Origin of the sequence: Tritonibacter aquimaris (genome assembly GCF_009617595.1) — a bacterium.
GTDB classification, from domain to species: Bacteria; Pseudomonadota; Alphaproteobacteria; order Rhodobacterales; family Rhodobacteraceae; genus Epibacterium; species Epibacterium aquimaris.
This window is the reverse complement of record NZ_WIXK01000003.1, coordinates 17,616-44,275: the sequence shown is the minus strand read 5'-3', so window position 1 is coordinate 44,275 and position 26,660 is coordinate 17,616. Positions and strand designations below refer to the sequence as shown.

The 26,660-nt window shown below is 54.9% G+C and carries 20 protein-coding genes; 7 read left to right on the top strand and 13 right to left on the bottom strand.

Features of this window, described 5'->3' with window-relative positions; all coding sequences use genetic code 11:
* The 3 genes from GG681_RS06225 to GG681_RS06215 form a co-directional block, all read right to left on the bottom strand.
* Positions 1-3,420, bottom strand: a complete 3,420-nt coding sequence (locus tag GG681_RS06225; RefSeq protein ID WP_153546234.1) for a translocation/assembly module TamB domain-containing protein — start codon at positions 3,418-3,420, stop codon at positions 1-3.
* A complete protein-coding gene (locus tag GG681_RS06220) occupies positions 3,417-5,198 on the bottom strand; it encodes an autotransporter assembly complex protein TamA (RefSeq protein WP_153546232.1) in 1,782 nt (593 codons plus the stop codon). Before GG681_RS06220 ends, GG681_RS06225 begins: the two co-directional genes overlap by 4 nt.
* Positions 5,199-5,307: 109 nt before the next feature.
* On the bottom strand, positions 5,308-6,540 hold the full coding sequence (locus GG681_RS06215) for a urate hydroxylase PuuD (protein ID WP_153546230.1): 1,233 nt from the start codon (positions 6,538-6,540) through the stop codon (positions 5,308-5,310).
* A gap of 127 nt (positions 6,541-6,667) precedes the next feature.
* Here GG681_RS06215 and GG681_RS06210 point away from each other — a divergent pair, with 127 nt between their 5' ends.
* Positions 6,668-7,594, top strand: coding sequence for a LysR family transcriptional regulator (locus tag GG681_RS06210; RefSeq protein ID WP_153546228.1), 927 nt, complete (start codon positions 6,668-6,670; stop codon positions 7,592-7,594).
* On the opposite strand, the gene uraH is transcribed toward GG681_RS06210, so the two are convergent.
* Complete coding sequence (uraH, locus tag GG681_RS06205; RefSeq protein WP_153546227.1) at positions 7,591-7,947, bottom strand: hydroxyisourate hydrolase; 357 nt, start codon at positions 7,945-7,947, stop codon at positions 7,591-7,593. The two genes, GG681_RS06210 and uraH, sit on opposite strands and share 4 nt — an antisense overlap.
* A 151-nt stretch (positions 7,948-8,098) precedes the next feature.
* Between uraH and puuE the strand changes: the two genes are divergently transcribed.
* Both puuE and GG681_RS06195 read left to right on the top strand, forming a co-directional pair.
* Entirely contained in the window at positions 8,099-9,526 is a 1,428-nt protein-coding gene (puuE, locus tag GG681_RS06200) for an allantoinase PuuE (protein ID WP_153546225.1), read from the top strand.
* Positions 9,523-10,008, top strand: a complete 486-nt coding sequence (locus GG681_RS06195; protein WP_153546223.1) for an ureidoglycolate lyase — start codon at positions 9,523-9,525, stop codon at positions 10,006-10,008. Before puuE ends, GG681_RS06195 begins: the two co-directional genes overlap by 4 nt.
* Here GG681_RS06195 and GG681_RS06190 read toward each other — a convergent pair whose 3' ends face one another.
* From GG681_RS06190 to truA, 5 genes are all read right to left on the bottom strand, one after another.
* Positions 10,009-10,992, bottom strand: coding sequence for a type I glyceraldehyde-3-phosphate dehydrogenase (locus GG681_RS06190; protein ID WP_153546221.1), 984 nt, complete (start codon positions 10,990-10,992; stop codon positions 10,009-10,011).
* Positions 10,993-11,146: 154 nt separating this feature from the next.
* The gene (locus GG681_RS06185) at positions 11,147-11,464 is read right to left on the bottom strand and encodes a hypothetical protein (RefSeq protein WP_153546219.1); all 318 of its coding nucleotides are present in this window, start codon (positions 11,462-11,464) and stop codon (positions 11,147-11,149) included.
* Between the two features lie 90 nt (positions 11,465-11,554).
* Positions 11,555-12,400, bottom strand: coding sequence for a bifunctional allantoicase/(S)-ureidoglycine aminohydrolase (locus GG681_RS06180; RefSeq protein ID WP_328593285.1), 846 nt, complete (start codon positions 12,398-12,400; stop codon positions 11,555-11,557).
* A gap of 126 nt (positions 12,401-12,526) precedes the next feature.
* A complete protein-coding gene (locus GG681_RS06175) occupies positions 12,527-13,270 on the bottom strand; it encodes an IclR family transcriptional regulator (protein WP_153546217.1) in 744 nt (247 codons plus the stop codon).
* 142 nt (positions 13,271-13,412) lie between these two features.
* Positions 13,413-14,186 carry a tRNA pseudouridine(38-40) synthase TruA gene (truA, locus tag GG681_RS06170; protein WP_153546215.1) on the bottom strand — a complete coding sequence of 258 codons (774 nt, stop codon included), beginning with the start codon at positions 14,184-14,186 and terminating at the stop codon, positions 13,413-13,415.
* Between the two features lie 122 nt (positions 14,187-14,308).
* Here truA and GG681_RS06165 point away from each other — a divergent pair, with 122 nt between their 5' ends.
* The 3 genes from GG681_RS06165 to GG681_RS06155 are packed head-to-tail and all read left to right on the top strand — an operon-like array spanning position 14,309 to position 17,207.
* On the top strand, positions 14,309-15,721 hold the full coding sequence (locus GG681_RS06165; protein WP_328593284.1) for a YcjX family GTP-binding protein: 1,413 nt from the start codon (positions 14,309-14,311) through the stop codon (positions 15,719-15,721).
* A complete protein-coding gene (locus tag GG681_RS06160) occupies positions 15,718-16,191 on the top strand; it encodes a GNAT family N-acetyltransferase (protein WP_153546213.1) in 474 nt (157 codons plus the stop codon). The genes GG681_RS06165 and GG681_RS06160 overlap by 4 nt, the downstream gene beginning before the upstream one ends.
* Positions 16,188-17,207, top strand: coding sequence for a YcjF family protein (locus GG681_RS06155; protein WP_153546211.1), 1,020 nt, complete (start codon positions 16,188-16,190; stop codon positions 17,205-17,207). The genes GG681_RS06160 and GG681_RS06155 overlap by 4 nt, the downstream gene beginning before the upstream one ends.
* Here the strand turns inward: GG681_RS06155 and GG681_RS06150 are convergent.
* Positions 17,204-17,614 carry a group III truncated hemoglobin gene (locus tag GG681_RS06150; RefSeq protein ID WP_153546209.1) on the bottom strand — a complete coding sequence of 137 codons (411 nt, stop codon included), beginning with the start codon at positions 17,612-17,614 and terminating at the stop codon, positions 17,204-17,206. The two genes, GG681_RS06155 and GG681_RS06150, sit on opposite strands and share 4 nt — an antisense overlap.
* 544 nt (positions 17,615-18,158) lie before the next feature.
* Between GG681_RS06150 and GG681_RS06145 the strand changes: the two genes are divergently transcribed.
* Positions 18,159-22,361: a choice-of-anchor I family protein gene (locus GG681_RS06145; RefSeq protein WP_214645134.1), complete on the top strand. Its 4,203-nt coding sequence runs from the start codon at positions 18,159-18,161 to the stop codon at positions 22,359-22,361.
* A gap of 79 nt (positions 22,362-22,440) precedes the next feature.
* Here the strand turns inward: GG681_RS06145 and GG681_RS06140 are convergent, their stop codons facing one another.
* From GG681_RS06140 to GG681_RS06130, 3 genes are all read right to left on the bottom strand, one after another.
* Positions 22,441-23,100, bottom strand: coding sequence for a DUF995 domain-containing protein (locus tag GG681_RS06140; protein WP_153546205.1), 660 nt, complete (start codon positions 23,098-23,100; stop codon positions 22,441-22,443).
* A 781-nt stretch (positions 23,101-23,881) separates the two neighbouring features.
* Complete coding sequence (locus GG681_RS06135; RefSeq protein ID WP_153546203.1) at positions 23,882-24,835, bottom strand: glycoside hydrolase family 26 protein; 954 nt, start codon at positions 24,833-24,835, stop codon at positions 23,882-23,884.
* A 1-nt stretch (position 24,836) separates the two neighbouring features.
* Complete coding sequence (locus GG681_RS06130; RefSeq protein ID WP_235899764.1) at positions 24,837-26,528, bottom strand: glycosyltransferase family 2 protein; 1,692 nt, start codon at positions 26,526-26,528, stop codon at positions 24,837-24,839.
* Between the last annotated feature and the right edge of the window lie 132 nt (positions 26,529-26,660).

The window sequence follows — 26,660 nt, the reverse complement described above, 5'->3', positions numbered from 1 at the left end:
TCAGTAATCTCGCTTGAAAAATAAACCGAGCCCGGTTTCGCCTGCACTGTCCACCGTACCGGTTACTGAGAGCTTTTCATTCAAGTCCAGATTGATGGACAATTCACTATCACCGCGCGTGTTGACGTTGAAATCTGTGTAGACGTTTTGTGATACGTAGCCACCAAGGCCAAGTTCGCCAACACCGAGATTGTCAAAACCAATGTCCACATCGTCGGCACCGGTTTCATCGGCAAGTTTTTCTTCTGCCCCAAGACCGCGTCCGCTTAGTTTTGCGGCTGAACTGGCAAGCCGGGCCAGTGCCAGCGGGGAAAGATCTTGAACATTGTCGCCAAAGAGCAAAAGCGCCAGCGCTTCTTCGCTGGGGCGGTTTGGTTCGGCGGTGACTTCAATTTGCGGTGCATCAAGTGGGCCTGAAATATTGAGCGTGGCGGATCCTTCGGAGGTATTGGTAGATGCGGTGAAGTTCAGGTACGGGGTGAGGCTTCCAAGCAGGGTGATCTGACCGTCATCAAGCGAAAGCCTACGTCCGAGAATGTCAAAGCTGCCACGGATAAGCCCGATCTGACCGGCCGGTTCTGGAGCCGAAGCGGTACCGCGAACGGTGAGCTGCCCACCAAGCTCGGCACGTAGGCCGCGCCCGCGGGCAAAAATGCGATTGGGTGCATCAATGGTAAGATCCAGAGCCAGCGGGCTTTGGCCGCCGGATGAGGCTTGTCCAATCAGGCCAGCACGCGCGCGGGTTTGGCGCACGGCTCGGGGCTCTGCGATATGGCGGATCTCTGGGATTGGGGCCGCGCCAATGGCCCCGCCAGCACTTGCAAGGTTGATATTGGTCTCACCAATCTGAATACGACCAGACAAACGACCGCCACTGGCCAAAGGACCGCTGAGAAGCAGGTTTCCATCAACAATGCTGCGGTAGATCAAATTGTCGGTCAATGTGACCTGATCGAGCGAAATTGCTACATCGCCATTAAACGGAGGTTTGAGCGCGACCGGGCCTTGCAGGCGCAATCTGCCGCCGTCCCGAGGGCGCGCATCTAAGGTGATATTGGCCAAGGCACCATTGAGGCGGATCTGCGATGTGATCCCCTCGATCTGTTGACCGGCAGTTGGCAGGGCGAGGCGGCCCGCCGATGTGGTAATTGTTCCCGACAGCGCATCAAGACCGGGTGTGCCTTTGAGCGCCAGATCAAATCGCGCATCGCCGCTCAGCAGGTTTGGCGCAATAAAGGGGTTTGCCACGTCCAGCCGCAGACTGCCGCGCGCGTTGAGATCTGCGCTTGCGCGCGCTTCGTCCCATTGCCCGTTCACATTTGCAGCAATACCTGCAGGTCCGCTTGCATCGGCTTGAACGGTCCAGATGCCATTGTTGCGTTTCGCGGATCCTTTTGCGGCGAGTGCGCCGGTGAGATCTGCAACAAAACGTTCCAACTGGCCAAGGCGCGCGTCAAAGATCAGGTCAGCGTTGCCATTGGTCTGTGCTGTGCCGCTGAGCGTTGCGCTGGAACTGTGTGGCCCGTTCAGCGCAAACGCGCCATCAAAGGCGGCGCCGCGCCGTTTTATCTCACCGCTGAGCTGCACCGGACCTGAGTTTTGCGGCACAAATGCAGCGATGTCGGCGAGTTCAGCAGAAAGCGTTAACATCCCGTTGTCGCTGCTCAGATTGCCGGCAGCATCGGCCGTAAGACCGGTGCTGTTCAACGTGAATCTATCGATGTTGATCCCGTTGCTGTTGCGTTCTGCATCGAGTTGCAGGGTGGTTTTGCCCGTGATCATCTGGTCGATTTGCGGCGTGCCAATCGCAAGCTCGTTGCCAGTAAGGAAAAGATTCGCGTGAAACGCTCCGCTGAGCGGGGTGAAGCTCCCTTTTAGGTGGGCGTTGGCATCACCGCTTAAGGGGCGGGCTGCCAGTTTTGACAGGCTGGCCAGTTCTGCAAGGGTTGCTGTCAGATCAGTGTTGATCCGCAGGCCCTCTGACCAGCTGGCGAAATCTAGCTGACCTTCTGCATGAAAAGATTGACCCGAAAGCTGCAGGTTTTGCAGCGAAACCTGTTGATCTTTAGCCTTGAGATTGGCCTTGAGCGCGAGATCACGCCCGATGGCGCGACTTAGACCTTCGTCAGTCAGCGAAAGCCCGTTGAGTTGGGCATCAATCGCACCATTGAGATCAAGGGGATCTTGTTTCAGCAAGCCATTCAGGTTTAGCGCAGCGTGGTCCAGCGTTAGATCTGCGGTCTCCAGCTCTTTGAGTGTTGCGCTCACTGCCCATTGCGGCCCGGATGTCTTTTGCGCCAACAAATCGAGTTGGGCGACAGAAGTATTGCCGCCCGCCACAGGCAAGGTGATCTGTGTTTGCCCCTTTGGTGGAGCAATGGATGCACGCAGATTGGCGGTATCGATCTGGCCGTCCATGAATTGGGCCGAGCCTGCCAGACGCAGGGCCTGACTGTTGATGGCAAGCGAATGAAGCGCCAGCCCGTTCGGTGCAAAGGTTTCCCCTTTCAGCCGCATACGCAGGTTGGGGCCAAAGAAATCCCGATACTGCGCAGGTAAAATCGCGTCTATGTCCCCGTTGAGATCTGAAGAGAAAATCAGCCCTTGCGTGGTTTCGGAGTCACTCGCCGCATTGATATTAACTTCACCAGTAATCTGCGCGTTTGGACCAGCCATAAATGTGATGTCGGCAGCGAAATCCTGCAAGGGTCCTTCACCCATCACCGAAAGTGAGAGCGGCACAGGATCCTGCATCGGGAGTGAGGCGCTAATTATCCCCTCAGGTTTTTCATTTGCAGCCAGGTTGAGCGCGAGCAGTTGATCCGTGTTGGCGTAACTTGCTTCAAGCGTCAGGCTATCTCCATCACGATCCAGCCGGTCCAGCGACAAGGCGCTATCCAGCTCACCACTTTCAAGGGAAAGCTTGCCCTTTATGCTCCAGACACTGTCTTGCCCTAAAAGAGCTTCGCCCAATTCAATCCGTTCAGCCGCGATTTCATTTAGATTGATTGAAATCGGCAGCTCAGGGAGCGTCAAAGGGGAGGTTTCGGGGCTTGGCGCTGTAGTTTCCTGCGGTGCGGGCAGGGGCGGGCGCGAGATCGCGATACGTTCTGCTGACAGCTGGTTGATCGAAAGCGCGCCGCGCAGCAGCGCAGAACGGTTCCAATCAAGCTCGGCGCCTTCCAGTTCAAACCACACGCCTTCAGAATCTGAGACAATCAGGCGCGCGATTTCTGCTTTTGATGAAAACGTGCCGCTTAAGCCTTCGACTTTTACAAAACGGTTTTCACCGGAAAGCTTCTCTTCAAGGAAATCCACCAGAAAGCCGCCGCTTTCTTCTGGCGAAATGGTGTTTTGGGCGACAGCGGCTGTCGCGCAGGCGAATGTGGTCGCTGCAATATATGGAAGGTAAGTTTTCAAAACGCTTGTCCCACACCGATGTAAAACTGTAACCCGTCTCCACTGCCACCACTGACTGGAACCGCCAGATCAAGGCGCAGCGGGCCGATGCCGGTGATATCGTAGCGCAGGCCGAAGCCTGCACCAGCGTGCTGGTTGTTGCCCTCTCTGAGAAAGCTCTGATCAGAGATGAGACCAACATCATAAAACCCTACCAGCGAAATCTTGTCTGAAACCTGACGTCTGATTTCGGCTGAAAGCGCCAAAAAGCCACGGCCTGCCGCAGTATCAGATCCAGCTGGGACCCCAAGGGATTGAAACTCATGACCGCGCACGGTGCCTGCGCCGCCTGAGAAAAAGCCAAGCGTCGGGGACACTTCTGATAAGGATGGCCCAAGAACCGAGCCAAACTGCACCCTGCCTGCGATAACCAAACGCTCACCAAGGCTTCGATAGATGCGCCCATCACCAACAAGCTGCAATCCGGATTCCGTGCCATCTATACCCACGAAGGGCACCGCCTGTGCCAAAAGATAGGTGCCATCGGTCGCGCTTACCCGGTTGTCGCGCAGGTCCTGTTCAAGGCGGGCGCGCGCCAGCAGATATTTGAACCGACGTTTGCCAAAGGCATCGGTGGCCAGAATGCTCGCAAACCCAGCGGAAATTTCCCCGGTCAGCGTATCGGAATACAGCCTGCGCACCCCGATTGTACCGATGCCCTGCACAGCGCTGAAGTGCTCTTCATCAAGCCGCTCCGCCTCGAGCAGGTAAAACATGTTGTCATCCGGGCCCAGTGTGGCGGGGCGATCCAGACGCACTGCGACGCGGCCATCTATATCAGACGTGCCACCAATGCCCGACAAACGCGCCTCAAAGGTAAGGCGTTCTGCGCCACCAAACAGGTTGCGATGAATCCAGCTTGCGCTCAGTTCCACCCCATCCGAGGAAGAGAGCTCTGTGCCAAAGGTCAAACGACGCTTTGGGAGGTCGCTGATCGCTGCGGTCACATCAAGCGTGTCATTGGGGTTGGCATTTTCTGCTTCGCGCAGCGCTACCGATGCAAACGCGCCAGTTCGGCGCAGGCGTTCGGCGGATTTGGAAATAAGATCAGGGTGAAAGGTCTCTCCGGTGGGAAAGCCCGCAATGCGTTGGATCGCGTCCGGGCGCACGTCGCTTTGCCCCTCGATGAGCAGCCGTCCGAGTTTCAGCTCGGCACCCGGGGCAATACGGATATCGGCGCTCAGCTGATTGGTTCGATGGTTGGCGCTAATGTTTTGCTGCTGAATGCGCGCTTTTGCGTGTCCCGCGTCGCGCCAGGCGGAAATCCCTGCCGTCGCCGCATCGCGCAGCACACCAGTGGTCGCGCGCTCGCCAGACCGAAACCCTTCGGGAAGTTCGGTGTTGTTGGGAAGAGGCGCGATTTCGGCGCGTCCTAATTGGAATGTGGGGCCGGGTTGCACCGCAACATTTACGCTGTTGATGGTTTGGGGCAGCGCCAGTGGGTTAAGGGCGGCGGCCTCACGCCCATCCAGTTTGATGGACACAATCGGCGCGAAATACCCTTCGTCATAAAGCACCTGAACAAGGCTGCGATAATCAGATAAGGCTGCTGCCAGAACATCCTGTGTGGCTGCTTTTTTGCTGATGTTTGTCACAGTACTGGCGCGTTTCAGGCGGTTTTTTAGATCCGTGTCAGCGCCTGTGGCCGTGAACTGGGTTTCCAGCGAAAAAGCTGGAAGTGCAGCGCAGCTTATGAAGATGGCCAGCGTCCATCGGGGCAAAGCTTTGGCCAATTTCATGTCTTTCCGCCTTATGTGCAAATGTCCCAACCGGGTTGCACCAAGACCTATCACGTAGGCGATGGCCGAAGGAACGGGGAAAGTTAAGGAAAGGCAGCCGTTTCCTGTGTCATAGGCGCCCGAGCCCAGCCAGATCGGCGTTTGTGTACCAGGCGCGGATCGCGGCACGTGCGCCCGTTTCCATATAGGTAAGGTTTGACGGCGGCATTGCCTGTGTCACACCGGCCTGTAGATAGATCGCCCGCCCATTGCGCGCGACGTCTTCCGTCGTTTCGAGCAAGACGCCTTTTGGGGCCGTGGCGATCCCGTCATAAAAAGGCTCACGCGCGTGGCACATGCTGCAATTTGCTATGACGATGTCTTGGACATCCTCAAATTGAGCTGTGTTCATCAATATTTTTGCTGTTTCACTAAGCGCACTGTCATCACCTTCTGTTTCGCGCCCCGCGACAGACAGGAACACAGCCATCAGAAACAATGCTACGGTCACCGCCCAGGTCCAGCGCGGATTGCCAGCGCGGGCATGTAGCGTGTTGAAATAGTGGCGGATGCTCACCCCCATCAAAAACACCAGCGCTGCGATCAGCCAGTTGTATTGGCTCGCAAAAACCAATGGGTAGTGGTTGGACAGCATCAAAAACAGCACCGGCAGTGTCAGGTAGTTGTTGTGGGTCGAACGCAGCTTGGCGATTTTGCCGTATTTGGGATCAGGCGTGTGCCCAGCCTTGAGATCCGCAACCACGATTTTCTGGTTGGGGATAATGATGAAAAACACGTTCGCGCTCATCAAGGTTGCGGTCAGTGCGCCCAGATGCAGCATCATGGCACGCCCGGTAAAAACCTGATTGAGCCCCCAGCCCAAAACGACCAGTAAGACAAACAAGATCAGCATGAGCAGGGAAGGCCGGTTTGCCAGTGGCGAATTACACAGGCTGTTGTAGGCCAACCAGCCGCCAATCAACACGGCGGCTGACAGCACCATGGCTTCATAGACATCCATATCCGTTTTGGACTGATCGACCAGATAGAGCTCCCCGCCGGCCCAATAGACGATCATCAGCAAGGCGAAACCTGACAGCCAGGTCGCGTAACTTTCCCATTTGAACCAGGTCAGATGCTCGGGCATGCGTTCGGGTGCAACGAGGTATTTTTGAATGTGGTAGAAACCACCGCCATGTACCTGCCATTCTTCCCCATCGGCTGGGCCGCTGATGTTACGGTTGAGGCCAAGATCTAACGCGATGAAATAAAAGGATGATCCAATCCAGGCGATCGCGGTGATCACATGGAGCCAGCGCGCAGCCAGCGCCAACCATTCCCACAATAGGATCAGATCCCACATTCATTTTGTCCTTCGTTGCTCATACTGGCTGCGTGTTTTGGTCTGCACCCGGCCTTTAATTTTACGGGCACTGGTAAATTTTGGGAATTTACTTATATTTCCGAAGAGTATCAAAAAAAGCTGTATAATGTCTTATCTCGATAACATCCGAACCTTTGTGCGTGTCTATGAGCTTGGCTCAATGTCTGCGGCGGGGCGCGATCTGCGCATATCACCTGCGGTGACATCTGCGCGGATTTCTCAGCTTGAAGAATATCTGGGTGTGCGCCTGTTTCAGCGCACAACGCGTAATCTTTCAGCAACCGAGCAGGGGCGCGCGTTTTACCCCGGTGCAATTGCGGTGCTTGAGACATTAAATGACGCCGAAGCCCAAGTGATGCAGCTGACGGATGCACCACGCGGAACGCTGTTTGTAGCGGCCCCTTTGGGTATCGGCCGGCGTTTTATTGCGCCCTTGGTGCCAAAGTTTCTGAAAACCTACCCAGAGATTTCCATTCGCCTGCGCCTGTCTGATCGCACGGTAGATCTCACGACCGAGGGGCTCGATCTGGCATTCTTCCTTGGCCAGCCCGCTGATAGTGCGTTGAAAATGCGCAAGATTGCAGATTGTCAGCGCCTTTTATGCGCAGCTCCTTCATATGTTGAGCGTTGCGGCATGCCCAAGCGGGGCGACGATCTCATCAATGGGTCGCACAACTGTCTGAACCTGCGCTATCCCGGCGCGAGTGAATTTCAGTGGCAACTACAGACCGAAGACGGCCCGAGCCGATTTGCGGTGCAGGGGCGTCATGAATGTGATGACGGCGAAGTGCTGACCGATTGGGCGCTTGCGGGCGAAGGGGTTGCGTTAAAGCCGCTGTTTGAAGTGGCCGAGCATTTGCGGGACGGCCGACTGGTCCAAGTCGCTGCAGAGACACCACCGGTAACTGTGCAGCTTGGGTGCCTTTATGCGCATCGTCGCTATCAGGATCCCAAGACGCGGCTGTTTCTTGACTATATCGCAGATCACATTGGTCAGGCGGTGCGTGAGGCCGAAGAAAAGGCGATGTTTTAGCTGCCGCGGTAGGTGCTATAGCCAAAAGGCGAGAGCAGCAAAGGCACGTGAAAATGGGCCTCTGCATCGTTCAGCCCAAAGCGAATTGGGATCTGATCCAGAAATAGCGGATCCTCTTCTAAGCCCTGTGTTTCGCGCAGGTAATCACCAGCAAAGAAGATCATCTCATAGGTGCCGGTCTTGAATGCCTTTTCTGAAAGGATTGGCACATCGGTGCGACCATCAGCATTGGTCACGGCTTCAGAAATCTTGCGGTGAGAATTGCCGCTCACACGGTAGAGCGCGATTTTGATCCCCGCAGCTGGACATCCGCGTGCAGTGTCCAACACATGGGTGGTTAAATATCCGCTCATCTAAACTGCTCCTTTTTACGCATTCACCATGGCAGAGCGCTAGAGGTTAGGCAAATGGGGCGATGCCTCAACTCCCTCTGGCAAAATTTGAAAAACGCACAGGATTTTCTGTCATATTAGAAATGAGAGTTCTAACTGCGCAGGATTACAAATGTCTCAGACCCCGCCACGCTATCCCCGCGATCTGATTGGCTATGGAGCCGAGCCCCCCAAGGTGATCTGGCCTGGCAACGCAGCGATTGCGGTGCAGTTTGTGTTGAACTTCGAAGAGGGTGGCGAAAACAATATTCTGCATGGTGACGCCGCATCCGAAGCTTTCTTGTCCGACATTCCGGGCGCGCAGCCATGGGCGGGCCAACGCCATTGGAATATGGAATCGATCTATGAATACGGCGCGCGCGCTGGATTTTGGCGGCTTCATCGCTTGTTCACTGGGGCAGGGATCCCGGTGACTGTCTTTGGCGTTGCAACTGCATTGGCTCGCGCGCCTGAGCAGGTTGCGGCGATGATTGATGCGGATTGGGAAATCGCCTCCCATGGGCTGAAATGGGTTGAACATAAAGATATGGGCGAGGCGGAGGAGTGTGCGGCTAATGCTGAGGCACTCACGCTCCACCGCGAAGTTGTGGGGCAATCACCGCGCGGGTGGTATACCGGACGCTGCAGCGCAAATACACTGCGCCTGGTCGCGGAGACGGGGCAGTTTGATTATATTTCAGACGTTTATGATGATGATCTGCCCCATTGGGTTGAAGTGGGGGATCACGATCAGCTGGTCGTGCCATATACGCTTGAATGCAATGACATGCGTTTTGCGACATCGCCGGGATACAACAGCGGACAGGATTTCTTTGAGTACCTGAAAGACAGCTTTGATATGCTTTATGCCGAGGGACAGGCGGGCGCGCCCAAGATGATGTCTGTTGGCCTGCATTGCCGATTGGCTGGGCGGCCAGGAAAGGCCGCTGCTATCAAAAGATTTATTGACTATATTCAGGGGTTTGATGGGGTCTGGTGCCCACGCCGGATCGATATCGCGGACCACTGGAAACAAAACCACCCGCATCAGCGCTACCAGCGCCCAAGTGCGATGACGCGGGATGCGTTCATTCAATCCTATGGGTCAATCTTTGAACATAGCCCTTGGGTCGCCGAGACGGCATTTGATCTGGAATTGGGCCCCGCTCATGATCGCGCCGCAGGGTTGCATAATGCATTGTGCCGTGCGTTTCGTCGTGCGCCTGATGCTGAACGGCTTGCAGTGCTGCGCGCACATCCCGATCTTGCGGGAAAACTGGCTGCTGCCAAACGGCTGACCGCTGAAAGCACCGCAGAACAAGCATCTGCAGGGTTGGAGGCGCTCACGGATGCGGAGCGGCAGACGTTTTCAGAGCTGAATGCAGCCTATGTGGAAAAATTTGGCTTTCCATTCATCATTGCGGTGCGTGAGCATAGCAAATCATCAATTCTGCAGGCCTTTGGTGCCCGCCTGACCCATGCGCGCGATGCAGAGTTCGCTGAGGCTTGCCATCAGGTAGAACGTATCGCTCTGTGGCGGCTTAAGGATTTGTTGCCATGAGGCACATCGCAATTGAACCAATGAGCGCCGCAGCTTTTGCGCCCTTTGGCGACCTAATCGATACATCAAAGGCGGCGGAGAAACTTATCAATCAAGGCCATTGTGAGCGTTTCCACGACCGGGCACAGATGGAATTCGCTGGAGGGCGCGCGGGGCTCAGCTTGTTTCAGGCCAAACCGCGTGAACTACCATATCAGTTGGATCTGGTTGAACGCCATCCTGAGGGCAGTCAGGCATTTATTCCGATGAGCGAGCATGGGTTTCTGGTGATCGTCGCCCCGGATCAGGACGGTAAGCCTGGGCAGCCTCGCGCGTTTGAAACGGAGGCAGGGCAGGCGATTAACTTTCACCGCGGCACCTGGCATGGGGTACTAACGCCACTACATGCACCGGGACTGTTTGCGGTTGTGGATCGTATCGGGCCGGGCGAAAACCTCGAAGAACATCTTTTTGGCACGCCCTATCTGGTCGTACGCGCCTGATTACACAGCCATCAATCGTGCCACATCGATCATACGGGCCGAGAACCCCCATTCATTGTCATACCAGCCAAAGACACGAAGCTGTTTGTCATCAACCATGCGCGTTTCTGGAGCGGCGATCACAAGGGATTCCGAACGTGCACGCAGGTCAGAGGAGACCAGCGGCAAATCTGTCCAGCCGAGCACCGAAGACTGGGCAATGCGATCTTGTAATGCTGCGCGCAGCTCGTCTTCGCGGATTTTCTGTTTGAGCTGCACGACCAGATCAACAGCAGAAACACTTGCCGTTGGAACGCGTACCGCCGCACCAGACAAGCGGCCTTTCAGATGGGGGAGGACCTCTTCGATCATATGTGTCGCTGAGGTGGTCGTGGGCACCATCGACAGCGCACCTGCGCGGGAGCGGGCAAAATCACCACGGGGTGCATCCACCATGGGCTGCGAATTGGTGTAGCAATGGATTGTGGTCATATGGGCGCGATCAATGCCCGCAAGGTCATCGATCACCCGGGCAAGCGGTGCCAGGCCATTGGTGGTGCATGATGCGTTTGACACGATCTTGGCCGCGCCTAGACCAGCTTCGTTTGCGCCTAGAACACAGGTGAATTCAGCCGCCGGTGAGGGGCCGGAAATAAGGACTTTCTTGGCACCGGCAGCAAGCCCGCGCTGGGCGACATCAGAGGTGCGGGCAATACCAGTGCATTCCAGCACAACATCCACATCATGCAGATCCGCTGTGGTCAGATCCGGGAGGTGGGATACGGCAATATTGCGCCCCATAACCTGCAGTTGGTTTTCATGGATGGAAACCTCATGCGGGAAGGGGCCAAAGGTGCTGTCATACTGAAACAGATAGGCGCAGATATCCAATGCGGCGATATCATTGATCAGCGCAATCTCAATCCCGGCTCCGCGTTCACTGGTCAGGATCTGGCGCAGGATCGCCCGACCGATACGGCCAAACCCGTTGATTGCGATCTTCATAGCCCGCTCTCCTTGCATGTGGCTGTCGGACCTCAGAAATAGCCAAGCCGTTCATGGCTGCAGAGGCGAAAACACCCAAGCAATGGAACGTGCCCGCAACAAGCGCAAGGGCAGAATTGTATCTGCCACAATTGGAGCCACGTCGTGGTTCGTATTACTTTGGACAGATCAGGGCTGCGTGGTAGTCGCCATTGTCTGTGCGATACATCGTGTCGTAGTTGGCGGTGCAACCTGTCGCACCTCGATAGGCGCGCATCGCCTGACGCACAGTCAACAAAGATGGTGCCCGCTCTGGCAAAAGCTCAAGGTTCTGGCGCCGTGCAACCACTTCTCCGGCGACCACTTGCGATGGCCAGACCAGCCAGTCACGCCCTAATATGGTGACTTGTTTTGTCTCGGCAGTGGGTTTTTCGGCTTGAGCACCGCTGGCAAACAATGAGGCCCCTAAAACAAGTGCAGCAAATACGCGCATCGTCTTCTCCCGTGTGAAACTGACAAACTGAATAGGTGAGTAGTGTAAGCCTAATAGGGGTATTCCTTGGCTGACAAGCCAGCCAAACGATTAGGTCAGCGGTTTGAGCGGCATATGGCGGTTCACATCCTTGTACAGCAGGTAGCGGAATTTTCCGGGTCCGCCCGCATAACAGGCCTGGGGGCAAAATGCGCGCAGCCAGAGGAAGTCCCCCGCCTCAACTTCAACCCAATCCTGATTGAGCCGATAAGCTGCTTTCCCTTCCAAGATATAAAGTCCGTGCTCCATCACATGGGTTTCACAAAATGGGATCACCCCACCGGGTTCAAACGTCACAATGGTCACATGCATATCATGCGCTAGGTCGTCGGGATCCATAAACCGTGTTGTCGCCCAGCGACCATTGGTGCCGGGCATAGGCGTTGGTTGAACATCTTGTTCATTGCACACAAAGGCCTTGGGCGCGGATATGCCCGGGGCTGCGTGCCAGTGTTTGCGAATCCAGTGAAAGCTACATTCCGCGTCGCTGTTGTTTTTGATCTGCCAGTTCACACCGGGGGGGATATAGGCAAAACCACCCTCAGTCAGCGTGTGGTAATGTCCTGAAAGGTCAAGCTCCAGTTGGCCTTTGGTTACAAAGAGCGCGGCCTGTGCCAGCGGATCCGTTTCCGGCTGATCAGAGCCACCACCAGGGGAAAGCGCAACAATGTATTGCGAAAACGTCTCAGCAAAACCTGTCATGGGGCGGGCTAAAACCCACATGCGCATACCAACCCATCCGGGCAGAAATGAGGTCACGATATCCCGCATTACGCCTTTTGGAATGACCGCGTATGCATCTGTAAAAACGGCACGATCTGTCAAAAGTTGGGTCTGTTCAGGGTGGCCGCCCTTTGGGGTGTAATAGGCCGGTTTCTGTTTTGATGTGTCGGGCACGGTGGTGTCCTTTGATAGCTGTTAAGACCACTATCGCAGCAGGTGAGCCGCAGGCACATCCCACGGCTGGCTAAAACTGTATTTGTTTTCTTTTGAAACTTTGGCCGACTATTTTGGCAATAAGCCTCAGAAATCGCGGATCGATGGCAAACGCGCGAGGGCTGAAGCGCAGTTTTGCAAAACCTGAACAGTCAGCTCAACTTCAGCGCTGGTTGGTGTGGCTTTTGTCAAATCGGCAGACAGCGCAAGCATCGCCTCTCCTGAAACGGGTACCGCACAGCTTGTTGGTTGATCGCTTGCCTGCACTGAGGCAAAGCCTTGATCGCTCACCGGATCGAGTTGGTGGATCACCGCATCCTTGTCGATGGTGATAGATGTGTCCTCGAGGCACTTTGACAGACCGTCATCTAACGATTCCTGATCATGGCTCGCCAGCAGGATATGGCCAAGCGCGCTGTGAAGCGGATCCACGATCGTTCCAACTTCATACCGGCTGTGGGCCGATGCAGATTTGGCCAAAATCAGAACTCTCGCGTCCCAATACGTTGCAAGATAAACTGGGCATTTCAGTTCGTTTGCACAGCGTTCCAAGATCGGCTGCGAATGTGGAAGGATTTGTTTGGCCTGCAGAAAACGCCCGGACATTGCGAGCAGCTTCGGCGATAGAGCAAAAAGACGTCCCTTGCGTTCAAGATAGCCAAGCGCCTCAAGCGTCAAGGTTCCCCGACGCGCAGTCGCACGGTCTTGCCCGGTGCGCCGGGCAATTTCCGCCATGGAGAGATGGGGTGCCCGTGCATCAAAGGCTTCTAATACGGCCAGACCCTTGGCAAAACTTGTGGAAATTGCGCGGTCCTTGTCCACGTACTTCATCTGCGCCCAATCATATCAACAAAACACTTGTCGAAAGTGCCCAATCGGCAGTTCAGGAGTGCGGCTCCATCCCTGCCTCATGGTATTTTGATGCTAAATTATGCTGGCTGGGTAAACAAAGTGCTAATTGGCGATGTGAGCGCTATTGGCCTGCAAAAACAGGTTCAGGATAGCCGACACGCGCCAAATAGAGCCCATGGCCCGGACAGACCGGGCCGCAGGCCGCCCGATCGCAGGATTGAAGCGCAGTGCGCACATCTTCCGGGGTCCAAGCCCCTGCGCCAACGCGTTCCAAAGTGCCAACAAAGCTGCGCACCTGATTGTGCAAGAATGAGCGCGCACGTACGTGAAAATGGATTTCAGGCCCGGAAAAGCCGTCTACGGCTTCTATGCGCAATTCATCCAGCGTTTTCACCGGACTTTGTGCCTGACAGATCGAAGAGCGGAAGGTGGTGAAATCATGCAAACCCAAAAGATGGTTTGCAGCCTCTTGCATCGCGTCAACATCAAGCTGGTGATTGATTTGCCAGACCTGGCCTGCGTCATGGGTCGCAGGCGCGCGCCGCATGAGAATGCGGAACAGATATTGCCGCTCAATTGCAGAAAAGCGCGCGTGCCAGTCTTCATCCACCTGTGCGCAATCCACAATCGCGACAGGTAGTGGTTTTAGATGGAAATTCAACGCCTCAGACAGGCGAAAGGGGGCCCAGTCTTTCACCATGTCACAATGGGCAACCTGACCCAAACCGTGCACGCCTGTGTCAGTGCGGCCCGCAGCCGCAATTGTGTGGTCGCGCGGCTCAAGCCGGGCCAAGGCGTCTTCGATTGCGCCCTGGACTGAGGGCTGATCTTTCTGACGCTGCCACCCGGCAAAAGGTGCGCCGTGATACTCGACTTTTAGGGCATATCTGGGCATGTGCCCCCCTAGCGTGGCCTGTGTCGCATTGGCAAGAGCTATTCGCCTTTTGCGAACAAAGACTGGTAAGCCCATGCGCCGATCCCTATTTTGAAAGCAACAACAAAACCAGAGGGTAAAGAGTGGGTATTGGTACGGTTATCGATGAGGTGACGCGCACCGTTGATACGGTGGGGGCGCAGATTTCCTCTGGTTTGTTTGACAGCAGCCTGCGCCTTGGGGTGACCGGGCTTGCGCGGTCGGGAAAGACGGTTTTTATCACCTCACTTGTTGCTGGGTTGATGAACCGGGGGCGCATGGTGCAGCTTCAATCGGTGCGCGATGGGCGCATTGAAACCGCCTATCTCCAACCGCAGCCCGATGACACCGTGCCGCGGTTTGACTATGAAACCCATCTCAACGCGCTGTTGGGCCCAGATCCGCATTGGCCCGAAAGCACCCGCGCGATTTCCCAGCTGCGGCTTTCGCTGAGGGTGCGCCCTTCCGGTCTCATGGGGGCGGTACAGGGCGCGCGTACGCTCCATCTGGATATTGTGGATTACCCCGGCGAATGGCTGCTTGATCTTGGGTTGCTGGACAAAAGTTTCGAAGAGTGGTCTGCGCAAACCCTCAAACGTTTGCAAAACCGGGAAGAGGCCACAGCGTTTCTCACAGCGCTTGAGGCATGCGACGCCACCAGCAAACATGAAGAGCCGCCCGCACAGGCCTTGGCAGCGGCCTTCACCACATACCTGAATGATGCGCGCCTTGCGGGCTATTCTGATTGCACACCGGGGCGGTTCTTGCTGCCCGGTGATTTGGAAGGCTCACCCGCGCTGACGTTTGCACCGCTGCCAGAAAATGACGGTCGGCGTGGATCTATGGCGGCTGAATTTGCGCGCCGCTTTGAGGCCTATAAGGCAAAAGTGGTCAAACCGTTCTTTCGCGATCATTTCTCTCGTATCGACCGGCAGGTGGTTTTAGTTGATGCATTGTCCTCCATTCATGCAGGCCCGCGCGCGGTTGAAGACATGCGCCAGGGATTAGGAGATATCCTTTCGGCCTTTCGTCCCGGGCGCAATGATATGCTGTCACGCCTTTTGCGGGGCCGTCGGGTGGAAAAGATCCTGTTTGCGGCAACCAAGGCCGATCATTTGCATCACCAACAGCATCCGCAGCTGACAGCGATTATTGATGCGCTCACACGCGACGCGCGAGATCGTGCGCAATTTGTGGGCGCTGAAACGGCGGCGCTTTCCTTGGCTGCGCTGCGCACCACAACAGAAGAAATGCGCAGCCATGCAGGCCAAGAGCTACCCTGCGTGCGCGGGCGTCTGTTGCAGAGTGGTAAAACTGCTGCTTTCTATCCTGGATCTCTGCCAGAAGATCCGGCGCAGCTGTTGTCGCCAGCACGTCAGGGGGCCGAGGCTTGGCTTGATGGGGAGTTTCAATCGATGGCTTTTGCACCGGCGCAGCTGTCGCTGAAGCCGGGAGACGGGCCGCCCCATATCCGTTTGGATCGCGCAGCAGAGTTTCTGTTGGGAGATCGCCTATGATTTTGCGCAAAGCCCACCCTTTGGATGCCGGTCAGATCGGGGACATCCTACACCGGTTTGAAACAGAAACGCCTTGGATGCCAAAAGAACACACCGCCGCCGAGATCCTGCGGTTTTGCGATGTTATGATTGATCGTGGTTGGGTCAGCGTCGCCGTGCGAGAGCATAAAGTGCTTGGTTTTGTTGCTTTGGATGGGGTCGAGATTTGCTCGCTTTATGTGGCGCCTGACATGCGCGGGCAGGGCGTTGGTAAGGCGTTGTTATCACATGCGAAAACGCTGTCGCCTGAGCTGAGGTTGCATACGTTTCAGGCCAATACGCCAGCGCAAAGGTTCTATCAGCGTGAGGGCTTTCGTGAGGTGGGGCGTAGCGATGGGCGACAGCATTCAGAAGGGCTGCCCGATATTTCTTATCACTGGCAGCATCCGGACGCCGCCAATCAAAATCATCAACCGGAGCAGATCGTATGAGCAATAAACCTGTTCTGTTTGAACTGGATGACGCGCCCTCCGAGGCCCCAAAGGTTGCAGATGCGCCCCCGGTTGAAGATCCTCTTGGCGCGGCCCTGCATGATGGGGAAATAGCTTCTGAGCAAACTTCGGTGCTTGTGCCTGTTGCAACGCATCTGGCGCGTGGTGGTTCAAGATTGGGCCGACTGTTTTGGAGCGTTCTTGTATCGCTCGCCATGGCGCTCATTTCGTTTTGGGCTTGGGAGTTTGTGACCGGCTTGATCACAAACATTCCGCTGCTCGGCTGGTTGTTTGCCGCTGGTTTTGCGCTGCTTATTGTATTGGCGCTTGTTTTTGTGTTGCGCGAATTGGCGGGGATTGCCCGTCTGAAACGCGTTGATCAGCTGCGCCAGAGCGCACAAATCGCCGATCAAGACTTGGCAGCGGCGCATCAGTTTGCAAATCAGCTTATGGGGTTTTATCGCGGCCGAGATGAGCTGGACTGGGCGCGCCAGAACCTGAAAGAGCGTCTGAACGATACCGTTGATGCGCCGGTTGTTCTTGATCTCGCCGAGGCCGAGCTTCTGAGCCCGCTTGACGCGCAGGCACTGGCCGAGGTCGAAGCCGCAGCACGCCAGGTGGCGACCGTTACGGCGCTTGTGCCGCTTGCGCTTGCGGATGTGATCGTGGCGTTGACGGCATCAGTTCGCATGATCCGCCGTATTGGCGCTATTTATGGTGGTCGTTCGGGTGGTGTTGCGGCTTGGCGACTGATCCGTCGTGTTTTTGCCCATCTGGTGGCAACTGGAGCCATGGCCGTGGGGGATGATCTATTGGAGCCTCTGTTGGGGGGATCCATCCTATCAAAGCTTTCGCGCCGTTTTGGCGAGGGGCTCGTGAATGGGGCGCTCACCGCGCGGGTGGGGCTTGCGGCCATGGATCTATGTCGGCCTATGCCATTTTCAGATGGACGCCGCCCCAAAACGCGTCAGGTCATACAGAACGCGCTGAAAGGGATCGTCAGCCGCGGCAACTAAAACAGCTTTGGCGGTGCATCCTTGGGTTGGCGCATGGCAACAATACCGGTGCGAAAGCCCTCGCCAATCCGATCTGCCAAAGCAGCCCATTGCCGCGCCTGTAGATTCGGCAGCTCCTGATGCAGAACCTTGTGAAAAAGCTCCAGCCAGATGGGAAAATGCTCCGCTTTGATGTCGGGGCGCGTGACATGTACCTGCATCGGATTGCCTGAATAGCTCTTCTGACGCAGGATGGCATTGCGCCAAAACGCAGCAATCTTTTCTTCATGTTCCGGCCAATCCGTCACATGGCTGGCAAAGACCGGGCCCAGAACCGGATGCAGGCGAATTTGTGCATAAAATCGCGCGACAACGCGATCGATTTCTTGGGCGTTGATGTCAAATCGGGCAATCGGGTCTGCGCTCATGGGGCTATCCTTGTCAGGTCTTGTCTGCAGTGATGCCATAAGTTCCGTGAAAGCGCGATGCGGCGATTTGGATAGGGAAAACCTTGGCGTATCATCCCACAAGCCGTGATTTTTATTGCGTCAGGTCGGGCCATCTGTACCAGCGTGAAAGAAATGCGATCAAACATGCAGTCTTTCCCGGATTTTTATGGTCTTGTATTGCTCACATTACTGAGAGGATGAGTTCATTTTTGAGAATTTTCTCTCACTCAGCGAATGGCTGTAAAAGATAGTTTTCAATTGATTTTAGCTTCAATTTACATGCGTACCAGTGGGGTAGCACATGGGGTATTGTTAATATATTGATTTCACGCTAAATTTCCCATCTGCTTTTCTTTCAAATATTGCGCAGGCGTTTGGCGAAAACATGTGAGTTAATTTGAATTTCGCTCACGTTTCGGTTTTTCATCGAATTTACATGTTAAATTTGCGTTACATTTTTGAAAAAAATCTGTGTGTTTACCCCCGTAGTTCGTGGGCGATTTTTAGACTCACGGGGGCTATCGTGGCTTATACTTTAGAACTTCTTCACATTGCGGATCAGGAAGCAGGCAGCGCGGCCATCGGCGACGCGCCTCGGCTGTCGGCCGTTTTGAACGCACTGCGTGAACAAGACTTGGGCGGCGACAATGTCGTCGACAACACCATCACACTGTCATCGGGTGATGCGTTTATTCCGGGCCTGTTTTTTGATGCCTCCGCCGAAGCCTTTGGCTCGGTTGGGATCGCGGACATCCAGATCCAGAACGAACTGGGCATCGAAGCCATCGCGCTGGGCAACCACGAGTTTGATTTTGGCACCGGCGTGCTGGGTGGCCTGATCGATGGCTCCGCGGAAGGCACTATCCTGGGCGCGGATTTCACCGGCGCGGATTTCGCCTATCTGTCCACCAACCTGGATGTGACAACCGACGCCAATCTGGCAGATCTGTTTGTCGATGGCGGCGCGGCTCCGGCGGCCAACACCATCACAACTTCGGTTGTACTGGAAGAAAACGGCGAGCTGATCGGTGTTGTTGGCGCGACCACGCCAACCTTGGCGTCGATCTCTTCGCCCGGTGATGTCACCATCGCGCCGGGTGCATTTGGCAGCACGCCCACGGATGCGGAACTGGACGCGCTGGCGGCTGAAATCCAGTCCGAAGTTGACACGCTCTTGGCGGCCAACCCGACGCTGAACAAAGTTGTTCTGCTGGCTCACATGCAGCGTATCGACATTGAACTGGCCCTGGCCGAGCGTCTGGAAAACGTCGACATCATCGTTGCGGGTGGCTCCAACACGCGCCTGACCGACGAAAATGACCGTCTGCGCGATGGCGACACTTCGCAGGGTGAATACCCGCAGTTTGTGACCAACGTCGGCGGCACTGACACCGTGGTTGTGAACACCGACGGCAGCTACAAATATGTTGGCCGCCTGGTCATCGAATTTGACGACGAAGGCAACATCATCGCCGACAGCTATGACGCGGATGTGTCCGGTGCCTATGCCACCGACGAACAAGGCGTTGCGGATCTGGGCGCCGAAGATCTGGTGGATGCGGAAATCCAAGAGATCGTTGACGCTATCGAAGAAGAAATCATTGCCACCGAAAGCAATGTGTTTGGCGTTTCCAACGTCTTCCTGAATGGCAACCGTTCGGGCACTGGCGATGCGCTGGATACCGACGGTGTCCGCACCCAGGAAACCAACCTTGGCAACCTGACTGCGGATGCAAACCTGGCCGTTGCGCAGAACTATGACGGCGACGTTGTTGTTTCGATCAAAAACGGCGGCGGTATCCGCGCCAGCATCGGTGAGACCATCGTACCTGCGGGCGGTTCCGAGGCAGTTCGCACCGCAAACGAAGAAGTGGTCGACAGCGAAGGCAATGTGGTTAAGCCCGAAGGTGGCATCAGCCAGAACGACATCCAGACCACTTTGGCGTTCAACAACAACCTGGCCCTGCTTACCCTGACCCGCGCTGAACTGGTTGAGGTTCTGGAACACGGCGTCAGCGGTCTGCCAAGCGTTGACGGTCAGTTCCCGCAGCTGTCCGGCATTCGCATGTCGATCGACGAAACGCAGGAAGCGGGTTCGCGCATCGTAAACGCAGCGATCGTCAACGAAGAAGACGGCTCGATCATCGCGCAGCTGGTTGTCAACGGCGAACTGGCAGGTGATGCAGCTGAAAACTTCCGCATTGTTACGCTGGGCTTCCTGGCCGGTGGCGGCGATGACTACCCGTTCCCGCAGGGCGAAGAAGCAAACCGTGTTGATCTGGATGATCTGGATGGCGACGGCGAGGAAGATGGCCGTTTCACCGGTGAAGCGACCTTTGCCGAAGACGGCACCGAGCAGGACGCGCTGGCGGAATATCTGGCCGAAAACTTTGGTGACGTTGACAACGCATTCGACGAAAGTGATCTGGGCGCTGGTCTGGACACACGCATTGTTCAGTTGGAACAAGGTGGTGTGAACTTCTCGGTTGAAACTGATGCGCAGCTTGTGCGCTCAACACTGTTGTTCTCTGGCGAAGGTGTTCCAAACGAAGATGACGACGAGGGTCGTTCTGAAATCGTTGATGTGGAAAATGGCTTTGCCTATGTCACCAATGGTGAAGAAGATGCGATCGATGTGTTCAATATCGAACAGGGCGCATTGGTTAACTCTTTCGATCTTTCAGGCATTGAACGTTTTGACGGTATTCAATCGGTTTCCGTCAAAAACGGTCTGGTCGCGGTTGCGGTGAACCGCACTGCACTGGCTGACGATGGCAATGGTCGTGGGGTTGTCGCGCTTTTTGACACTGATGGCGTTCTGCTGAATACGGTTATGGTTGGTGTCCTGCCAGATGCGGTGAAATTCTCCGCTGACGGATCGACCATCATCGTGGCCAACGAAGGTGAACCTGGTGATGAACGTGATCCGTTTGGCTCTGTCACGCTGATCGATGTGAGCGAAGGTGCAGAAAATGCACAGACCACCTCGATCAACTTCAGCGAATTTAACGGTCGCGAAGACGAACTGCGCGAAGCAGGTATCCGCATCTTCCCCGGATTCTCTGCTGCGAATGATCTGGAGCCAGAGGTTGCAACCTTCTCTGAAGATGGTGCAACTGCATATGTGTCACTGCAGGAAAACAATGCAATCGCTGTGATCGATGTTGAAACAGGATCTATCACGCGTCTGTTCTCTGCTGGTACCCAGGATCTGTCTGAAATCGCCACAGATGTGAACGATGACGATGAGATCTATAGCCCAGCGACCTTTGAGAACGTGGTCAGCCTGCGCCAGCCTGACACGATCTCAGCCTTCACCGCAGATGGCACCAACTACATTGTCACTGCAAACGAGGGTGACTCTCGCGACGAAGACTTCCGGGTGGAAGATTTCGCAGCGGGTGAGGTCTCGTATGATATCGATGGTGACGGCGTAGAAGAAATCGTGACCATTGACGATAGCGTAGACACCACTGGTCTGGATCGTTTGGAAATCTCTGCGATTGATGGCGATACAGATGGCGACGGTGACATTGACGTGTTGCACGCCTTTGGTGGTCGCTCCTTCTCGATCTTTGATGAAGAGGGCAACCTGGTCTTCGACAGTGGTTCAGACTTTGCACGCATCACTGCTGCGCTGAACCCAAATGGGTTTGTTGATGGTCGTTCCGACAATAAAGGGACTGAGCCAGAAGCCATCACTGTCGGCAAACACGACGGTCGCACCTATGTGTTCATTGGTCTTGAGCGTGACAGCGGTGTTGTGATCTACGATGCAACTGATCCAGAAAACGCGCTGTTTGTAGAGTATATCGCACCGGGATCTGTTGGTATCAGCCCAGAAGGCATGGCATTTGTATCCGCAGAAGACAGCGGCACTGGCCTGCCACAGTTGCTGGTTTCCTATGAGGTTGATGGCACCACCATCGCTTATGACTTGGCGCTGGGTCTTGAACAGACCGTTGAAGGTACCAATGAGGACGATGTGCTCGAAGGGACCATCTCGGATGATCTGATCGAAGGCTTCGCTGGTTCTGATCGCTTGCGTGGTGATGACGGCGATGATGAATTGATTGGTGGCGGAGGTCGCGATACTCTGAATGCCGGCCGTGGCGATGACACGCTGCGTGGCAATTTTGGTGACGACACTTTGCGCGGCGGCATTGGTGAAGACGTGGTACAAGGCGGCCAGGGTAACGATCTGGTGCGTGGTGGCCGTGGCAATGATAGACTGCGCGGTGGAGCCGGTGATGACACTTTGAATGCTGGCCGTGGCAACGACCTCGCAATCGGTGGATCTGGCGATGACAGTGTGTTCGGCGGGTCTGGCAACGACACCCTGCGTGGCCGCACTGGCGATGATAGCCTCTTTGGCGGTACAGGTCGCGACAAAGTGTTTGGTGGTCGTGGTGATGACTCTATCGACGGCGGTGATGGTGACGATTTGCTCAACGATGGAGCCGGTTCTGATCTGTTGATTGGTGGAGAAGGTTCCGACACATTCCGGTTCGTCCGAGATGCAGAGGAAGACACCATTGCTGATTTTGCAGCGGACGAAGATCTGATCGACGTATCTGTATGGGGTGTTACCTCATTCGACGATCTGGATGTCGCTTTTGCAGGCAGCTCTAGCGTGACAGTCAGCTTTGCAGATGAGACCTTGGTGGTCGAAGGCGAAGATCTGCGCCTGTCGACCTTCACCGAAGACAACTTCATCTTTGCCTAAACGCTTCTGCGCCATCCTCTGTGAAGGGGATGGTGCAACGCCAAACGACTATAAAGCGCCCATGTGAATGGGCGCTTTTTTAATTGTTCTTGGTGCTGCGAGGAGCAATTCCAAAAGATGAATACAGGGTGCTGAAACGGCCACTGACCATATCTCCCCGGCGCATGTTGGCGGCCGAAAAAGGAAACCACGGACCAGCCATTGATCCGGTCGTCGACCAGAGTTCGCCGTTGCTATCAACGCGGAAGCGGGCACATGTCAGCACTTCGCTGCTTTGTGCGTTGAAATCTTGGCGCCACATCCAGGCCGCATCATAGCACATCTTGCTGTTGGTGGTCACATACCAGCGCCCCATCCCAAGGCTCTGTTCAGCTTCGTTGACCGCACGAAATGTGCCATCCGGGGCAAAATAGGCATATGATCCTGCGCCCCAATCGGCGCTTTTTCCTGCAAACATCTTATAGAGCGACATTGGTTCAGGTGCCGCAGAATCTTTGGGTACAGGTGATCCAAAAAGAGTGGACTGGGCAAAAGCGGCACCGGTGCAAAAGGCCAACGCCGTAGATGCAATTGCTAGTGGATGTAGATATTGGCGTAAACGCATTAATACTCCTCCAAACATTGCCCGTATTTGTTGATAGGGTATGCGTTGCGGATTATTTAATGCGCAAGATCTGCTCACACTTGCGGCCGCACGTGAATTAATGTCCGAAAGAAAATGTATTTCGGAATTACCCATTAATGAAATCGTCGCATAAGGCGGTCGGTAAATCAAGGGTTTATCAATTAAAGTAAACGTGCTGGGTTTTGTTTTTTGAGTGTGAAGTATTGATCCCGCAGGGCGCTTATTCAGTGGCGTATCCTGCGGGTGATTGTTTCAGGTCTGTAGAGATGGTTTTATCTAGTTTGCGAAACAGTGAGATCTTTTTCCAAATCCTGCTGGGGAACAAATATAACTGCCATTTCCCAAAGTGGACACTTTGCGTGTTTGTGGACGCGGTTGTGCCACTGGTCTTTGCAGGAGGTTGAGGCCCTTTTGTGATTGAGCCTTGGGCACGGCCACATGTGCGATTGGTTGCAATGTTGTGCCACCCGCCAGTGCGGGTTGTGGACCACCAGCAATCAGGAACAATGTTGCGCAGAAAACGCCGCCAATAACAGGCTTAAATAGGCGTAAAAAAAACTGCCTTTTACATGCGTTAAGGATAGGGCGCGCGCCCTTGGAATTTGCCATGATCAACTGCCTCGTTACACCCCGTTTTTCGGGGCTGTGTTCCAGTACTCTCTCGTGTTTTCGTGGCGCAGCCTAACAAAACTGCATTGAGTAGATAAGAGACTTTCTATTCGATCAAAGCTAAGATCATCTTAAGCGCGGATATAGTTTGGATATGAGTAATCATATCGCGTGGTGTTCGGAAACTAATGGTTTGAAAACACACAATAGCCTGCGCCGAAAGGAACGCAGGCTATTGTGAAAAAAATCTAGGCAGGAAACAGCCGATAGCTGCTTTTCTGGTGGTTTAGTCGCTTAAACCGGCCTGGATTTCATCCAGTTGGTTGTTGGGGATCCGCCAATCCGGCAGGCCGAACCCGTCGGGCCAGGGGTAGACCTCTTGTTGGTTGAAGTAGATCACTGCTTCCAACTCTGGGAACCCGTCCAAGTCTTGGCGCACGTCATTTTCCCAACGCTCAATATAGGCAGTGTCGCCGACATAGCCGAGCTCCGCCACCACAATGGGCAGATCAAATTCAAGCGCCCGTTCATAGCGCGGCGTCAGGATGTCTCGAAAGCTTTGCTCGCTGCCCAGAACCTCTTGTTCCCAGGCCTGCAGACCGAAGACCGAGAGCCCAATTACATCGACATAATCGTCACCCGGAAAATAGTCCTGAAAGTCCTCGTATCCGAGCGGAGACCACATAAAGTCAAAGTTATCAGAGCTTTGACGGCATGTTTCTACCACATGACGATAGGCAGAGATATAGGTTTCGGGCTCCCATTTCGCCCAGATGAACTGGCCAGAGCTGTCTTCCATCTCCTGGGCCCAGCGTACGGTCACTGGGCTCTGGAACCCGGCGAGCGTGTCGCAAATTGCGCGGATATTGCCATCATAGACGCCGCTGGTAATGCCTTGGGTCAAGCGCTCAGCGCTGTTGCGCTCGCTGCGCGTCCAGGTCCAGGGTTCTATTGTTACCAAAATGGCTCGGGCGCGTTCGGCGGCGTATTCATCTGCAAGCTCAAGCGATGGCAGAAAAACATCTTCCCACGGCAAAAACAGATGCTCGATCTGCACATCGGGATCCTCTGAAAACTGCCCGCCGGGATCATAGACACCAAAGGGGAGCACGCCAGGCGGAGCGGCAAACACAGGGAGGGCTAAAGCAGAGAAAAGGCCAATACCACAGGCAATTACATAGGTGGCCTGCTTGTTGTTTGTCCAGCTAGCCAGTGTGGCGGTCTGAGATTTCTGTATCATATTAATCCCTCCCAAGATGCTCTGAACCAGTGCTCTCCCAGCCCGGATCAAAAATTAAGATAACGTTCCCTGGACCACCCATTCCGGCCCCTGCGACCCCATATTCTTCGCGGATCAATTGATAGGGTTCGATGCCGCGCGACAACGCATACAGGCTTTCGGTGCCCCGTTCAGAAATTGCCAAAGTGATGGTTGCAACCAAAACAGGTGGTGCGGCAACCTTTGCAAGGTCAAACAAGCGAAAGCGATTTCGGCGGACCGTTGTGTCAGCATAGTGGTGAAATACAATCACGCCGACAATTGCTGTAAACAGTGTAGCATTAATTGTTGCAAAAAGATAGAAGCCCTGTGCATTGCTAACGTCACGTATGAATATAACGGGAACGATACTGCCCAGTGCGAGACACGCATAAACTGCGATAATGCGCATTGGTAGTTGTGATTTGGCGGCGTTGCCTTTTGGCGTAATTCGAAAGTCAACAAATGATTTCCCATAATAATCTCTGAGCGCCATAACGCAGCCCCAAAATGCCCAGGGCCATTGCAGTGCAAGAAATAGCGACTTCTCCCAGGATATTATTTTTCCACTTAAAGGGCGTAAGTTTTGATCTGATTTGATCACGTATGCAATAATGGTCAATATGATCATTTGTGGCATGCTGTGATACAGGAAGGCTGGAAATGTGACTTCGGCATAGCGCATGTCAAACGCAATGGCTGCAATAGGTAAGAAATAAAACAGCGTCATGAAACCGGCAAATAATGGGTAAAATAGCTGGCAAAGGCAAAAAAGGAATTTAAGCCTGAACGGAAGCTGTTTTAAATACTTCGGCGTATATTGCAGCAAGAGGGTCACCAGACTGCGAGACCATTGAAACTCTTGGATGCACAGATCGCTGATATTGGCGGGACCATCGCCGTAGGCAATGGCGTTAAACGCATGCACGCCACGCCAGCCACCGGCGTTCATCAGCATGGTTGTTGAATGATCCTCAGCAAGCTCCGGCCCCAGACCGCCGATGTCTTTCAAAGCTTTCGTGCGCACCGCATAATGAGAGCCAATGCACATTGGCGCGAAGGTTGCAGTATATCCTGCCTGAAACACGCCGTGAAAGGACGCTTCGGTATAAAGGCGGGTGCGTGCAGCCCAGCTTTCCTTGGCATTGGCCGCACAGATGCTGGGTGCCGAGACATAGCCGACGCCGGGATCCGCAAATCCACGTAGCATTTCACGCAGATAAGTTGTGGTGGGCACATGATCGGCATCGAGCTGCGCCACGAAATCATAGTTTTCATAACCATAGTGATCATAGAAGTAGGCTAGGTTGCCTTCTTTGCAGCGCGTGCGGCGTGGCCAGGTTTTCTGGTGGTACTCTTCTATCCCTTGCCGCGATGAGATGTTCACCCCATGTGCCGCGCACCAAGCGCGGGTGATATCATCGGGGGCTTCATCTGCAAGCCAAGTATCATGCGGGTAGTCTTGTGCGAGCATCGCCTTGAGGGTGGGAACCAAAACCGAGAGCGGCTCGGAAGGGGTTTTGGTCACAATCATCGCCACCCGCACATCCCCCGGCGCGGGTGGCGCGCAGGCAGGAACTTTGGCCTGTCGAAATACCAGGACAAAGAACACCTGCAGGAGGAACAGCCAAGCAAGCGCCAATGTGGCCACCAGATATTGCGGTCCGGTGGTCATATGTTCGGGGCGCAGCCACCATTCCCAGAAAAATACGGCGCTTAGACCCCACATCAGGATCAGCACCAGATTGCGCCGTTGTTGTTGAGGCGACCAGAGCGAACGCAGATAGCGATGACGTTGATGCCAGCG